Genomic DNA, 13,452 nt, shown 5'->3' with positions numbered 1-13,452 from the left:
AAATGGCAGGTCGAACGTCTGACCCCGTCCAGTTTGTGTCATCGCCACATATGAATTTAGCTCAAGGGCATACGCGGGGCTGTGTTCAAGCCACCGGTACTGGAGAAAGAAAGCATGAGCAACTGGTTAGTAGACAAACTGATCCCCTCGATCATGCGTTCCGAGGTGAAGAAAAGCTCGGTTCCTGAAGGTCTTTGGCACAAGTGCCCATCCTGCGACGCGGTGTTGTATCGCCCGGAGCTGGAAAAGACCCTGGACGTTTGCCCCAAGTGCAACCACCACATGCGTATCGGCGCCCGCGCCCGCATTGATATCTTCCTCGACGCCGATGGTCGCGCTGAACTGGGCGCTGACCTGGAGCCGGTTGACCGTCTGAAATTCCGCGACGGCAAGAAGTACAAAGACCGCCTGACCGCTGCCCAGAAGCAGACCGGTGAGAAGGACGCGCTGATTTCCGTCAGCGGCAAGCTGCTGGGCATGCCCGTGGTGGTTTCGGCCTTCGAATTCTCCTTCATGGGTGGTTCCATGGGCGCCATCGTCGGTGAGCGTTTTGTACGTGCCGCCAACTACGCCCTGGAAAACCGCTGCCCGATGATCTGCTTCGCAGCCTCCGGCGGCGCGCGGATGCAGGAAGCGCTGATCTCCCTGATGCAAATGGCCAAGACCTCCGCGGTACTGGCGCGTCTGCGTGAAGAAGGTATTCCGTTCATCTCCGTGCTGACCGACCCGGTCTACGGCGGCGTTTCCGCCAGCCTGGCCATGCTGGGTGACGTGATCGTCGGTGAGCCAAAAGCCCTGATCGGTTTCGCCGGCCCACGTGTTATCGAGCAAACCGTTCGCGAAAAACTGCCGGAAGGTTTCCAGCGCAGCGAGTTCCTGCTGGAGCACGGCGCGATCGACATGATCATTGCCCGTTCCGAGCTGCGTCCACGCCTGGGCAACCTGCTGGCCCAGATGATGGGCCTGCCGACGCCTGTGTACGTCGCGCCTAAAATCGAGCCGATCATCGTGCCGCCGGTGCCTGCAAACATATGACCCAACGTACCCTGGGCGAATGGCTCGCCTACCTTGAGCAGTTGCATCCGTCAGCCATCGACATGGGCCTGGAGCGCTCGCAACAGGTAGCGGCCCGCCTCGGGTTGGGCCGGCCGGCGCCGCGCGTGATCACGGTGACCGGCACCAACGGCAAGGGCTCTACCTGCGCCTTTGTCGCGGCCTTGCTACAAGCCCAGGGCCTGAAGGTCGGCGTGTACAGCTCGCCGCACCTGCTGCGCTACAACGAGCGGGTGCAACTCAATGGCGTCGAAGCCACTGACGAGCAACTCTGCGATGCCTTCGCCGCACTCGATGCCGGGCGTGGCGAGACTTCCCTGACTTATTTCGAGATGGGCACCCTGGCGGCGTTCTGGCTGTTCGAGCGTGCGCAACTCGATGTGGTGGTGCTGGAAGTCGGCCTGGGCGGGCGTCTGGACACGGTCAACGTGGTAGATGCTGACCTGGCGCTGATCACCAGCATTGGTGTCGACCACGCCGACTATCTGGGTAACACCCGTGAGTCCGTGGCCTATGAAAAGGCCGGGATTTTCCGCCAGGGCAAGCCTGCACTGTGCGGTGACCTGGATCCGCCGCATACCTTGCTGGACAAGGTGCGCGAGCTGGACTGTCCGTTCTTCCTGCGTGGACGTGATTTCAATCTCGAGATTGGCGACCTGCATTGGCAATGGCGCGGGCTCGATGCGCGCGGCCAAACCGTTGAATTGCGCAACCTGCCGCTGCTGAACCTGCCAATGGAAAACGCCGCGCTCGCGCTGCAAGCCTATTTGTTGCTGGATTTGCCCTGGCATGCGGAGCAGATTGCCGCTACGTTGCAGGCTACTCGTGTGGTGGGGCGTCTTGATCGGCGCAGCTTCGACTGGAAGGGCAAGCGCCTGAACCTGCTGCTGGATGTGGGGCATAACCCTCACGCCGCCGAATACCTGGCCAAGCGCCTGGCACGTACGCCGCCCGTCGGTCGCCGCCTCGCGGTGTTCGGGTTGCTGTCTGACAAGGACCTGAACGGTGTGGTTGCGCCATTGCTGGGTGACATCCAGGCCTGGGCGGTTGCACCGCTGGATACGTCCCGCAGTCGTCCCGCTGTCGAGTTGCAGGTTGCGTTGCAGAACCTTGGCGCGTCGGTGACGTCCCATGCAAGCGTGACAGCCGCCCTGGAAGCCCAGTGTGCGGTTGCGACGCCTGAGGATGAGATTCTGTTGTTCGGATCATTTTATTGTGTTGCCGAGGCACTCGAGTGGTTGGCCCGGCGCTCCACGGAGGAAGCTGCACATGGCATTACTGGATAGCGCATACAAGCAGCGAATGGTTGGAGCCCTGGTTCTGGTGGCGTTGGCGGTGATTTTTCTGCCGATGCTGTTTTCCCGCCAGGACGAGCAGCGCCAGGTGACCGTCGAGGCCCCCGCTGCGCCCCAGGCGCCCGCGGTGCCTCAGGTTCAGGTTGAGCCGGTGGTGGTTCCCGAGCCGCAGGCGCTGCCGGAAGAAGAGCCGGTGCCGACCGATGACGAAGTGGCTGCGCAGCAGGCGCCGTCGATGCCGATTCAGCCGAGCGTGCCGGTGGTGAAGCCTGCACCGGCTGCACCGGCTGCTCCGGCAGTCGCGGTCAAGCCTGCTGCGCCAGCGCCAGCGCCAAAACCTGTGGCGCCGCAACCGGCTGCACCGGGCAAGCCAGACGTCGGTCAAAGCCGCATTGATCCGAATGGCCTGCCGATCAGTTGGTCGATCCAGCTGGCCAGCCTGGCTAATCGCGAAAGCGCCGAAGCGTTGCAGAAAACCCTGCGCAGCCAGGGTTACAACGCCTATATCCGCAGTGCTGACGGCAAGAACCGGGTATTTGTCGGACCGCTGATCGAGCGCGCCGAGGCGGATCGCCTGCGTGACTCGCTGGATCGCCAGCAAAAACTCAAGGGTTTTGTGGTTCGCTTCCAGCCCGAAAAAGGCTAAGGCTGCAAGGATTCAAGTTGGAATGCGGTCAATGTGGGAGCGGGCTTGCTCGCGAAGGCGGTGAATCAGTCAGCAGATTTATTGGCTGGCCCATCGCCTTCGCGAGCAAGCCCGCTCCCACAGGTGTTTTGGGTGTGCCGCGACACGCCGGTTTCCATTCCCCTATAACTCATTGATTTCAAATGCACAGCCAATCACAGCTTACCGATAGCCCGACGCTCTGCTAAAATGCGCCGCCTCATATGTCTGTAGGCTGAACTGTGCCATTTACCTGGGTTGATTGGGCGATCGTTGCAATCGTCGCCATCTCCGCTTTGATCAGTCTGAGCCGCGGCTTCGTTAAAGAAGCGTTGTCGCTGCTGACATGGATCATCGCAGGGGTTGTAGCCTGGATGTTCGGCGGTTCATTGTCCGTCTACCTGGCCGGATACATCGAAACACCTTCGGCTCGCGTCATCGCGGGCTGCGCCATCATGTTCATCGCCACATTGTTGGTGGGGGCAATGGTCAATTATCTTATCGGCGAATTGATACGCGTCACCGGCCTCTCCGGGACCGATCGATTTCTCGGCATGGCCTTCGGCGCCGCGCGTGGCGGCTTGCTGGTGGTTGTGGCGGTCGGGCTGTTGAGCCTGGGGCCGGTACAGCAGGATTCGTGGTGGCAGGAGTCTGTACTCGTGCCAAAATTTCTATTGGTTGCAGATTGGTCCAAAAACCTCATTTTGGGGTGGAGCAGTCAGTGGCTGGCCAGCGGGATCAGCGTACCCGCTGATCTTCCGTTCAAGGAACACCTCTTGCCGGCCAAAACGCCTCAGTAAGTTGTGTTCAGTCAAGATTCATTAAGTAGGGGTTGCGTCGCATGTGTGGCATCGTCGGTATCGTCGGTAAGTCGAACGTGAATCAGGCGCTGTATGACGCGCTAACCGTCCTCCAGCACCGCGGCCAGGATGCTGCCGGTATTGTGACCAGCCACGACGGCCGGTTATTCCTGCGCAAGGACAATGGTCTGGTGCGTGACGTGTTCCATCAGCGCCACATGCAGCGCCTGGTCGGGCACATGGGCATTGGCCACGTGCGCTACCCGACAGCGGGCAGCTCGACCTCGGCCGAAGCCCAGCCGTTCTACGTCAACTCGCCGTATGGCATCACCCTGGCGCACAACGGCAACCTGACCAACGTTGAACAGCTGGCCAAGGAGATTTACGAATCTGACCTGCGCCACGTCAACACCAACTCGGACTCCGAAGTCCTGCTGAACGTGTTCGCTCACGAGCTGGCCCAGCGCGGCAAGCTGCAGCCGACCGAAGAAGACGTGTTCGCTGCCGTGACTGACGTGCACAACCGTTGCGTCGGTGGTTATGCCGTCGTAGCGATGGTGACCGGCTACGGCATCGTCGGTTTCCGCGACCCCCACGGCATCCGTCCAATCGTGTTCGGCCAGCGTCACACCGACGAAGGCGTCGAGTACATGATCGCCTCCGAAAGCGTGTCCCTCGACGTGCTGGGCTTCACCCTGATCCGCGACCTGGCGCCAGGCGAAGCGGTCTACATCACTGAAGACGGCAAGCTGCACACCCGTCAGTGCGCGCTGAACCCGAAACTCACCCCGTGCATCTTCGAACACGTCTACCTGGCGCGTCCGGATTCGATCATCGACGGTGTTTCGGTGTACAAGGCGCGTCTGCGCATGGGCGAGAAGCTGGCGGACAAGATCCTGCGCGAGCGTCCTGATCACGACATCGACGTGGTTATCCCGATTCCGGATACCAGCCGCACCGCAGCGCTGGAGCTGGCGAACCACCTGGGCGTGAAGTTCCGCGAAGGCTTCGTCAAGAACCGCTACATCGGCCGTACCTTCATCATGCCCGGCCAGGCCGCTCGCAAGAAGTCGGTGCGCCAGAAGCTCAATGCGATCGAGCTGGAATTCCGCGGCAAGAACGTGATGCTGGTGGATGACTCTATCGTGCGCGGCACCACCTGCAAGCAGATCATCCAGATGGCCCGTGAAGCCGGTGCGAAGAACGTTTACTTCTGTTCTGCCGCGCCTGCCGTGCGTTACCCGAACGTGTACGGCATCGACATGCCGAGCGCCCACGAACTGATCGCCCACAATCGTTCAACCCAGGACGTTGCGGACCTGATTGGCGCCGACTGGCTGATCTACCAGGACCTGCCGGACCTGATCGAGGCCGTCGGTGGTGGCAAGATCAAGATTGATGAGTTCGACTGCGCGGTGTTCGACGGCAAGTACGTCACCGGCGATGTCGACGAGGCCTACCTGAACAAGATCGAGCAGGCCCGTAACGATTCCTCGAAGATCAAGACCCAGGCGGTCAGTGCGATCATCGATCTGTACAACAACTGAGTAGACACTGGCCCTGATACCGGTGGCTGATAATGTAGGAGCGAGCTTGCTCGCGAAGGTCATCAACGATAACGCGGGCATTCTGAATGAGCGCGTTATCCTTGAGCTCTTCGCGAGCAAGCTCGCTCCTACAGGTTATCCCTGGGGCGTTTGAATCGTTAAAGCATTCGAGTTGAGGAGTAGAGCATGAGTCAGGAATGGGATGCCGGTCGCTTGGACAGCGACCTCGATGGCGTAGCTTTCGATACCCTGGCTGTGCGCGCCGGCCAGCACCGCACCCCGGAAGGTGAGCACGGTGACCCGATGTTCTTTACCTCCAGCTATGTGTTCCGCACCGCAGCCGATGCGGCCGCGCGTTTTGCCGGTGAAGTGCCGGGCAACGTGTATTCGCGCTACACCAACCCGACCGTACGTGCGTTCGAAGAGCGTATCGCCGCGCTGGAAGGCGCCGAGCAAGCTGTCGCCACTGCCACCGGCATGGCCGCGATTCTCGCGGTGGTCATGAGCCTGTGCAGCGCCGGCGATCACGTCTTGGTGTCGCGCAGCGTGTTTGGTTCCACCATCAGCCTGTTCGAGAAGTACTTCAAGCGCTTTGGCATTGAAGTCGACTACGTGCCGTTGGCGGACCTGTCCGGCTGGGATGCGGCCATCAAGGTCAACACCAAATTGCTGTTCGTCGAGTCGCCGTCCAATCCTTTGGCTGAGCTGGTGGATATTGCCGCATTGTCCGAAGTGGCCCACGCCAAGGGCGCGATGCTGATCGTCGACAACTGTTTCTGCACCCCGGCGCTGCAACAGCCGCTGAAGCTGGGTGCGGACATCGTTGTGCATTCGGCTACCAAGTTCATCGACGGCCAGGGTCGTTGCATGGGCGGCGTGGTTGCCGGTCGCAGCGAGCAGATGAAGGAAGTGGTGGGCTTCTTGCGCACCGCCGGCCCGACCCTGAGCCCGTTCAATGCCTGGATCTTCCTCAAAGGCCTGGAAACCCTGAGCCTGCGGATGAAGGCACATTGCGCCAACGCCCAGGCCCTGGCCGAGTGGCTGGAACAGCAGGACGGCATCGAGAAAGTCCACTACGCCGGCCTTAAGAGCCACCCGCAACACGCGTTGGCCCAGCGCCAGCAGCGAGGTTTTGGCGCGGTGGTGAGTTTCGAAGTCAAGGGCGGCAAAGAGGGCGCGTGGCGCTTTATCGATGCAACCCGCCTGATTTCCATCACCGCCAACCTGGGTGACAGCAAGACCACCATCACGCACCCAAGCACTACGTCCCACGGGCGTCTGGCGCCGCAGGAGCGTGAAGCGGCCGGTATCCGCGACAGCCTGATCCGCGTTGCCGTGGGCCTGGAAGACGTTACTGACTTGCAGGCCGATCTGGCCCGTGGGTTGGCTGCCCTGTGATCGAGTGGTCCATGGAAGCTGCGGGCCCCAGTAACGGGCGCGTCGCATTGGTGACTGGCGCGGCGCGGGGCATCGGCCTGGGGATTGCCGCCTGGCTGATCAGCGAAGGCTGGCAGGTGGTGCTTACCGACCTGGATCGCGAGCGCGGTTCCAAGGTGTCCAAGGTGCTGGGCGACAACGCCTGGTTTATCACCATGGACGTGGCGGATGAGCGGCAGGTTGCCCTGGGCGTGGCCGAGGTGCTCGGCCAGTTCGGGCGCCTGGATGCGCTGGTGTGCAATGCGGCGGTGGCCGATCCACGCAACATCACCCTGGAAAGTCTCGACCTGGCTTACTGGAACCGCGTAATGGCGGTCAACCTCAGCGGGCCGATGCTGCTGGCCAAGCACTGTGCGCCGTATCTGCGGGCCCATGGTGGTGCCATCGTTAACCTGGCGTCGACCCGGGCCCGTCAGTCGGAGCCGGATACGGAGGCTTACGCGGCGAGCAAGGGTGGTTTGCTGGCCCTGACCCATGCGCTGGCCATGAGCCTTGGGCCGGAAGTGCGGGTCAATGCCGTCAGCCCGGGATGGATCGATGCCCGTGACCCGGCTGCACGCCGTGCCGAGCCCCTGACGGATGCCGATCACGCCCAGCACCCGGCGGGCAGGGTAGGCACTGTGGAAGACGTGGCGGCGATGGTGGCATGGTTGCTGTCGCGCAATGCCGGGTTTGTCACGGGGCAGGAGTTCGTGGTCGACGGTGGCATGAGCAAGAAGATGATTTACAGCGAGTAGGGTGGGTCACGGTCTTGAAGTGATTTTGTCTTTTTCAGAAAAACTTCAAGCAGGCTATTGACTTAGGTCCGCTACCTGCGTAAATTTCGCGGCCTCAACGAAGCAAAGGGTGATTAGCTCAGCTGGGAGAGCATCTGCCTTACAAGCAGAGGGTCGGCGGTTCGATCCCGTCATCACCCACCACTTCTTGAGAGTTTTGCCTTCGGGCAAGACGCAACGTTAAAGGTTGCACCGACGCGCAGCGGTAGTTCAGTCGGTTAGAATACCGGCCTGTCACGCCGGGGGTCGCGGGTTCGAGTCCCGTCCGCTGCGCCATATTTTCCAGGTCTGATGTTTCAGATTTGAGATTGAACAGCCAAGGCTGATCAGTCAGATGTTTGAAGACGGTTGAAGGTGACACTTCAGCAGTCTGAGCGATACGCAGCGGTAGTTCAGTCGGTTAGAATACCGGCCTGTCACGCCGGGGGTCGCGGGTTCGAGTCCCGTCCGCTGCGCCATATCTGTTCCAGGGCACACTGAACGCCCTGAGACGCCAAAGCAAGCCGCTGGCTTGGTTGGATCGATAGCAAAGACCCTGGTCGAAAGACCGGGGTTTTTTGTGTCTGCGATTTGGCTCGGAGCATGGTGTGCAGGGCCGGCAAGCCAGCCCTGCGATCCGGGATTAGAACCCCAGCTTGTCCCGCAGCCCGTAGTACCAGGCCCCCAGCGCCGCAAACGGCGTGCGCAACAGTTGCCCGCCCGGGAACGGGTAGTGTGGCAGGTCGGCAAACGCATCAAAACGCTCAGCCTGGCCTCTCAGTGCTTCCGCCAGCACCTTGCCCGCCAAGTGGGTGTAGGTCACGCCATGGCCGCTACAGCCCTGGGAATAGTAGATGTTATCCCCCAGGCGACCGACCTGCGGCAGACGCGACAGGGTCAGCAGGAAATTGCCGGTCCAAGCGTAGTCGATCTTCACGTCCTTGAGCTGCGGGAACGCCTTGAGCATCTTCGGCCGGATGATCGCTTCGATATTCGCCGGGTCTCGCGCGCCATACACCACGCCACCGCCGAAAATCAGGCGCTTGTCGCTGGTCAGGCGGTAGTAGTCCAGCAAGTAATTACAGTCCTCGACGCAGTAATCCTGCGGCAGCAGCGTCTTCGCCAGCTCATCGCCCAGTGGCGCGGTCGTGATGACCTGCGTACCGCACGGCATCGACTTGGCTGCCAGCTCCGGTACCAGGTTCCCGAGGTAAGCATTGCCCGCGACAATAATGAACTTGGCCCTGACCTTGCCGTGGGCTGTATGCACCACCGGATTGGCGCCGCGCTCAATGCGAATCGCCGCCGACTGCTCGTAGATCGTGCCGCCGAGGGATTCCACCGCCGCCGCTTCGCCCAGCGCCAGGTTCAGCGGGTGAATGTGCCCGCCGCTCATGTCCAGCAGGCCGCCTACATAGTTGTCACAGGCGACCACTTCGCGAATGCGGCGCTCATCCAGCAACTCCAGTTGGGTGTGCCCGTAACGCTCCCACAGGCGCTTCTGCGACTCCAAGTGGCCCATGTGCTTGCTGTTCAGGGCGGCGAACACACCGCCGTCCTTCAAGTCGCACTGGATCTGATACTTGGCCACACGCTCCCGAATGATCTTGCCGCCTTCAAACGCCATCGCGCCCAGCAACTGCGCCTGCTTGGGGCCGACACTGCGCTCAATCACATCGATATCACGGCTGTAACTGTTGACGATCTGCCCACCGTTGCGGCCCGACGCGCCAAACCCCACCTTGGCGGCTTCCAGCACTGTCACGCGAAAACCGTTCTCCAGCAGGAACAGCGCGCTGGAAAGCCCGGTATAGCCAGCGCCAATCACACACACATCGGTTTCGACTTCACCTTGCAGCTCAGGGCGAGGAGGTACCGCATTCGCAGACGCGGCGTAATACGACTGGGGGTAGGGGGTGTTCGCCATCCTGGAACCTCTGTTTTATATTTTTTACGAGTGCGCCGATCCTACCTGAGTTGAAAATCCGCTGCCAGCCACCGAAAAAATACCGGCGTGCCGCCCACAAATAAAAAATTCGCATATTCATAGGCTTAGCTGCAAAAAAGGTGTTGACACCCCTCGGGAATTCCGTAGAATGCCGCCTCACAGCAGGCACGTAGCTCAGTTGGTTAGAGCACCACCTTGACATGGTGGGGGTCGTTGGTTCGAGTCCAATCGCGCCTACCAAACAAAATCCGCTCTGCTGGGCGGTCTAGAAGGGCTCACCGAAAGGTGGGCCCTTTTTTGTTGCCTATCGTTTGGGTATGCCGCTACGAAAAGCCAGGCAACCCTTTCAGGTTCGGTTGGTATTCAAGAGGGCGTACATTTCAAAATCCCCGGGGCTGCCCCGCACCATACGGAATGACCTCAGCGTTCCTTCATATTGATATCCGCTTTTTTTCAGGACGTTGGCCGAGCGAGGGTTCGTAACGAGAACGGTGCCTTGTACCCGGACAAAACCATATTCCAGGAATGCCCACTGAGTTATCGCAGCGCACACTGCGCTGGCAATGCCTTTGCCCCAGTAAGCAGGTGAGAGGTCATAGGCTATCTCCGCGCTTCGGTTCGTTTCGGAAATCGTGTGAAAACCGATTGTGCCGATGAGTTCGCGGTCTGCCCCTTGAGTGATAGCCAGACGCCTGTTTGAAGAAGGACGGGACGAGTCCAGTTCGTCAAATAATGGCAAAAGGTCATTCTCGTTTTTCAAGTCCCAGCTTGTATGTTGAATGACTTCTCTTTGTGAAAGGTAGGCATACCACGCGGGAATATCTGATCGCTCCAGTTGTCGCAGGGAGATATCCAGATGGTCCACGGCAGGAGGTTTTTGAATTCGCATGTTGGCGCTGATCCTTAGCCTGGGCGCAAAGCAGTCAGGGTAACGCCGTTGCATGCCATTTATGAAGGCGTACCGCTTTGGCGCTGCCTGACTGGAATCACAGGCAAAGAAAAGCCCGCGATGGGGGCGCGGGCTTTAGAGTTTCACCAGGAGCAGGCAAACCATAGGTGTTCATCTGTGAAAGGAATGTGAAAGGGTTTCAGCGCCCAACGTTTTCGCTCGCCAGAGCCAGGTTACCCAGCACCTCATCAATCAGCCCAAGCTGCCAGTTGAAGTACGGATTGAACGTCAACCGCGCGTGCATCTTGCCCGGCTCGCGATAACCCCAGTCCGAATACCACACCTCTGACCCTTGCTCGCAGGCGCGGGTGGCGTCTTCCGTCTGGCCGTTCCAGCAAAACCGCAGGCTGCCCTGTTCGCCGTAGAGCGCGTTGTCGGGTGAGAACAGCAACCCCATGTGCGAGAACTGGCTGATCCGCAGTTCCGGCACGTAGTCGGTGCGCGCTTTTACCCGCTGTGTGTCCCAGGCGCTCTCCGGCAGTGTTCCGTACCAGGCCAAGCGGCTGTGGGGGTTACTGAAGCGCTGTTGGAAGGTCTCCAGCACATAGTTCGTATCGAGCACTGAGTCGTGGGCTGCGACGGCAATGAACACCGGCTTGTCGTAGGGACGACGCTCCAGGTCCTGGCGGGCCAGCCGGCTGCTGCGGTAGAACTGGGCGAAGCCATTGGTGGGGACGGTCATGTAGCGCACCAGGCTCTGTTGTGGCCGGCTTGCGTCTGGCGCCAGCAGCCACGGGCGTGCCCAACTGATCAGGGGTGTCAGCCAGTCGTAGGTCATGCTGGACTGGAAAGCGGGGGAGAACAGCAGCAGCCCGGCGACGTCGTCGTGTTTGTAGGCGTAGTCGAGAACCAGGTTGGCACCGGTGGAGAAGCCGCCGAGGTAAATCTCGCCCACTTCTGCGCGAAGTATCGCGGCCTGTTCGTCCACCACTCGGCGCCAGTCTTCCATACGTACTTGCAGCATGTCGGCCGGTTGTGTGCCGTGGCCGGGAAGCAGCACGGTCCTCACCAGGAAGCCGCGGGCAGCCAGTGCGCTGCCGATATCGTGGAACGACCACGGAGAGTCGCCCAGGCCGTGCACGAGAATGATCCCGCGTTTGGCTGTTCCCGCCGGGCGCCATTCCTGCGGCGCGTTCCAGTTGAGTTCGGCTTCCCTGTCGGTGCCCTGGAAGTCGCGATGCTCCCGCAGCCATTGCAAGGTATCGAGGCGATATGACTCGAACGATTTCTGGCCCAAAGGCATGGCCGATTCGGCGATGGCGCTATTGGCAAATAGAAGGGCAATGATCGCGAAGGCGGCGCTTCGCAGCATCGTGCGCATGGAAAAGGAGTGGGTGTTGTTCAAGGCGGGTTCCCGGCGTCGCGTAACCGTAAAGTCATGCACGATAATCACCGGGCTGCCGCTGCTGGTAGTGCAAAACCGTCGCAAGACATTTCGCCTGTAACGCTGGCCGGCGCCGTAAAAGGCGCCACCGCAGCGGGCCTGCTCACTGCTGGGAAAGGATCGCCTGGACCAGCCCTGGAAACCGGCTGTCCATTACTTCGGTGCGCAACGAGTTCATATGGGTCGTGCCAACACTGCGGGTGTGTACAAGCCCCGCATCCCTTAACACCCGGAAGTGATGGGAGACGCTGGATTTCGGCCGTCCGCCGTCCAACTCGCCGCAAGTGGCCTCGGTGACGCCAGCCAGGCAGCGAACGATTTCCAGTCGAACAGGGTCACTTAACGCGTAGAGCACGCGTTCGAGAATCAGGTCTTCGGCATTGGGGTGTTTGAAGGCTCGCATGGGGCGAATGATAACAGGGCTATCGCTTAACACCATAGTTCGATTAACATCGAACAATCGAAAGCTAACCTACCTTCGCTTCAGGAGACTTTTCATGGCTGCATTGTTCGAACCCTACAAGCTGAAAGACGTGACGTTGCGCAACCGGATCGCTATCCCGCCGATGTGCCAGTACATGGCTGACGACGGCATGGTCAACGACTGGCACCACGTGCACCTCGCCAGTATGGCCCGTGGCGGCGCGGGTCTGGTGGTGGTCGAGGCGACCGCTGTAGCGCCTGAAGGGCGCATCACACCTGGCTGTGCGGGGATCTGGAGCGACGCGCATGCGCAAGCCTTCGTGCCCATGGTCAACGCCATCAAGGCCGCAGGTTCGGTCCCTGGCATCCAGATTGGTCACGCCGGTCGTAAGGCCAGTTCCAATCGTCCGTGGGAAGGGGATGACCATATCCCGGCTTCCGATGCCCGGTCCTGGCAGACCATCGCGCCATCGGCCATCCCATTTGGCGCACACCTGCCGAATGTTCCCCGCGCCATGACCCTGGAAGACATCGCACGGGTTCGCCAGGACTTCGTCGATGCTGCCCGCCGTGCCCGTGACGCCGGTTTTGAATGGATCGAACTGCATTTCGCCCACGGTTACCTGGGCCAGAGCTTTTTCTCCGAGCATTCCAACCAACGCACCGATGCCTACGGTGGCAGCTTCGATAACCGCAGCCGTTTCCTGTTGGAAACCCTTGCCGCGGTGCGCGAGGTATGGCCAGAAAACCTGCCACTGACCGCACGTTTTGGGGTGATCGAATATGACGGTCGCGACGAGCAGACCCTGACGGAATCCATCGAGCTTGCCCGTCGTTTCAAGGCCGGTGGCCTGGACTTGCTGAGCGTCAGCGTCGGTTTCTCCACGCCCGATGCCAACATTCCGTGGGGCCCGGCATTTATGGGGCCGATCGCCGAGCGTGTGCGTCGCGAGGCCGGTTTGCCGGTGACGTCTGCCTGGGGCTTTGGCACGCCGCAACTGGCCGAAGGCGCGTTGCAGGCCGGGCAACTCGACCTGGTATCGGTAGGGCGCGCCCATTTGGCCGATCCACATTGGGCGTACTTTGCGGCCAAGGAACTGGGGGTCGATAAGTCATCCTGGACCTTGCCCGCGCCTTACGCGCACTGGCTGGAACGTTATCGCTAAGTAGCACCACCAGACGGGCGGCCCCGAATTT

The 13,452-nt window shown here is 60.7% G+C and carries 12 protein-coding genes and 4 tRNA genes; 12 read left to right on the top strand and 4 right to left on the bottom strand.

Features of this window, described 5'->3' with window-relative positions; genetic code table 11:
* The first annotated feature begins 114 nt into the window (after positions 1-114).
* From accD to HBJ59_RS25585, 10 genes are all read left to right on the top strand, one after another.
* Positions 115-1,035, top strand: a complete 921-nt coding sequence (accD, locus tag HBJ59_RS25630; protein WP_076014699.1) for an acetyl-CoA carboxylase, carboxyltransferase subunit beta — start codon at positions 115-117, stop codon at positions 1,033-1,035.
* On the top strand, positions 1,032-2,339 hold the full coding sequence (gene folC, locus HBJ59_RS25625) for a bifunctional tetrahydrofolate synthase/dihydrofolate synthase (RefSeq protein ID WP_167665171.1): 1,308 nt from the start codon (positions 1,032-1,034) through the stop codon (positions 2,337-2,339). Before accD ends, folC begins: the two co-directional genes overlap by 4 nt.
* On the top strand, positions 2,323-2,994 hold the full coding sequence (locus HBJ59_RS25620) for an SPOR domain-containing protein (RefSeq protein WP_167665170.1): 672 nt from the start codon (positions 2,323-2,325) through the stop codon (positions 2,992-2,994). Before folC ends, HBJ59_RS25620 begins: the two co-directional genes overlap by 17 nt.
* Positions 2,995-3,254: 260 nt before the next feature.
* Complete coding sequence (locus tag HBJ59_RS25615) at positions 3,255-3,812, top strand: CvpA family protein (RefSeq protein ID WP_003212681.1); 558 nt, start codon at positions 3,255-3,257, stop codon at positions 3,810-3,812.
* A gap of 41 nt (positions 3,813-3,853) precedes the next feature.
* Positions 3,854-5,359: an amidophosphoribosyltransferase gene (gene purF / locus HBJ59_RS25610; protein WP_017478807.1), complete on the top strand. Its 1,506-nt coding sequence runs from the start codon at positions 3,854-3,856 to the stop codon at positions 5,357-5,359.
* A 186-nt stretch (positions 5,360-5,545) separates the two neighbouring features.
* Positions 5,546-6,757 carry an O-succinylhomoserine sulfhydrylase gene (locus HBJ59_RS25605; protein WP_167665169.1) on the top strand — a complete coding sequence of 404 codons (1,212 nt, stop codon included), beginning with the start codon at positions 5,546-5,548 and terminating at the stop codon, positions 6,755-6,757.
* An 11-nt stretch (positions 6,758-6,768) separates the two neighbouring features.
* Positions 6,769-7,533, top strand: coding sequence for an SDR family oxidoreductase (locus HBJ59_RS25600; RefSeq protein ID WP_167665168.1), 765 nt, complete (start codon positions 6,769-6,771; stop codon positions 7,531-7,533).
* Positions 7,534-7,640: 107 nt separating this feature from the next.
* Positions 7,641-7,716, top strand: a tRNA-Val gene (locus HBJ59_RS25595).
* Between the two features lie 55 nt (positions 7,717-7,771).
* A tRNA-Asp gene (locus HBJ59_RS25590) sits at positions 7,772-7,848 on the top strand.
* Positions 7,849-7,953: 105 nt separating this feature from the next.
* Positions 7,954-8,030: transfer RNA gene (locus HBJ59_RS25585), tRNA-Asp, on the top strand.
* A gap of 164 nt (positions 8,031-8,194) precedes the next feature.
* On the opposite strand, the gene HBJ59_RS25580 is transcribed toward HBJ59_RS25585, so the two are convergent.
* Positions 8,195-9,478, bottom strand: a complete 1,284-nt coding sequence (locus tag HBJ59_RS25580) for an FAD-binding oxidoreductase (protein WP_017478810.1) — start codon at positions 9,476-9,478, stop codon at positions 8,195-8,197.
* A gap of 184 nt (positions 9,479-9,662) precedes the next feature.
* Between HBJ59_RS25580 and HBJ59_RS25575 the strand changes: the two genes are divergently transcribed.
* Positions 9,663-9,739, top strand: a tRNA-Val gene (locus HBJ59_RS25575).
* A gap of 106 nt (positions 9,740-9,845) precedes the next feature.
* Here the strand turns inward: HBJ59_RS25575 and HBJ59_RS25570 are convergent.
* From HBJ59_RS25570 to HBJ59_RS25560, 3 genes are all read right to left on the bottom strand, one after another.
* Positions 9,846-10,388, bottom strand: a complete 543-nt coding sequence (locus tag HBJ59_RS25570) for a GNAT family N-acetyltransferase (protein ID WP_167665167.1) — start codon at positions 10,386-10,388, stop codon at positions 9,846-9,848.
* 199 nt (positions 10,389-10,587) lie between these two features.
* Positions 10,588-11,760 carry an alpha/beta fold hydrolase gene (locus HBJ59_RS25565; protein WP_218585971.1) on the bottom strand — a complete coding sequence of 391 codons (1,173 nt, stop codon included), beginning with the start codon at positions 11,758-11,760 and terminating at the stop codon, positions 10,588-10,590.
* 175 nt (positions 11,761-11,935) lie between these two features.
* Positions 11,936-12,271, bottom strand: a complete 336-nt coding sequence (locus tag HBJ59_RS25560; RefSeq protein ID WP_167665187.1) for a helix-turn-helix transcriptional regulator — start codon at positions 12,269-12,271, stop codon at positions 11,936-11,938.
* 58 nt (positions 12,272-12,329) lie between these two features.
* On the opposite strand from HBJ59_RS25560, the gene HBJ59_RS25555 reads away from it, so the two are divergent.
* A complete protein-coding gene (locus tag HBJ59_RS25555; protein ID WP_076014637.1) occupies positions 12,330-13,421 on the top strand; it encodes an NADH:flavin oxidoreductase/NADH oxidase in 1,092 nt (363 codons plus the stop codon).
* Positions 13,422-13,452 lie beyond the last annotated feature (31 nt).

Source organism: Pseudomonas sp. AN3A02, assembly GCF_011765255.1.
In the GTDB taxonomy this organism is placed as follows: Bacteria; Pseudomonadota; Gammaproteobacteria; order Pseudomonadales; family Pseudomonadaceae; genus Aquipseudomonas.
This window is presented reverse-complemented; position numbering and strand designations above follow the sequence as displayed.

What these genes read in the sequence shown, in the direction of transcription:
- HBJ59_RS25620 (WP_167665170.1), top strand. Translation starts at nt 2,323, where the DNA reads ATGGCATTACTGGATAGCGCATACAAGCAGCGAATGGTTGGAGCCCTG.
- HBJ59_RS25605 (WP_167665169.1), top strand. Translation starts at nt 5,546, where the DNA reads ATGAGTCAGGAATGGGATGCCGGTCGCTTGGACAGCGACCTCGATGGC.
- HBJ59_RS25570 (WP_167665167.1), bottom strand. Translation starts at nt 10,388, where the DNA reads ATGCGAATTCAAAAACCTCCTGCCGTGGACCATCTGGATATCTCCCTG.
- HBJ59_RS25555 (WP_076014637.1), top strand. Translation starts at nt 12,330, where the DNA reads ATGGCTGCATTGTTCGAACCCTACAAGCTGAAAGACGTGACGTTGCGC.
- accD (WP_076014699.1), top strand. Translation starts at nt 115, where the DNA reads ATGAGCAACTGGTTAGTAGACAAACTGATCCCCTCGATCATGCGTTCC.
- HBJ59_RS25560 (WP_167665187.1), bottom strand. Translation starts at nt 12,271, where the DNA reads ATGGTGTTAAGCGATAGCCCTGTTATCATTCGCCCCATGCGAGCCTTC.
- folC (WP_167665171.1), top strand. Translation starts at nt 1,032, where the DNA reads ATGACCCAACGTACCCTGGGCGAATGGCTCGCCTACCTTGAGCAGTTG.
- HBJ59_RS25600 (WP_167665168.1), top strand. Translation starts at nt 6,769, where the DNA reads ATGGAAGCTGCGGGCCCCAGTAACGGGCGCGTCGCATTGGTGACTGGC.
- purF (WP_017478807.1), top strand. Translation starts at nt 3,854, where the DNA reads ATGTGTGGCATCGTCGGTATCGTCGGTAAGTCGAACGTGAATCAGGCG.
- HBJ59_RS25565 (WP_218585971.1), bottom strand. Translation starts at nt 11,760, where the DNA reads ATGCTGCGAAGCGCCGCCTTCGCGATCATTGCCCTTCTATTTGCCAAT.
- HBJ59_RS25580 (WP_017478810.1), bottom strand. Translation starts at nt 9,478, where the DNA reads ATGGCGAACACCCCCTACCCCCAGTCGTATTACGCCGCGTCTGCGAAT.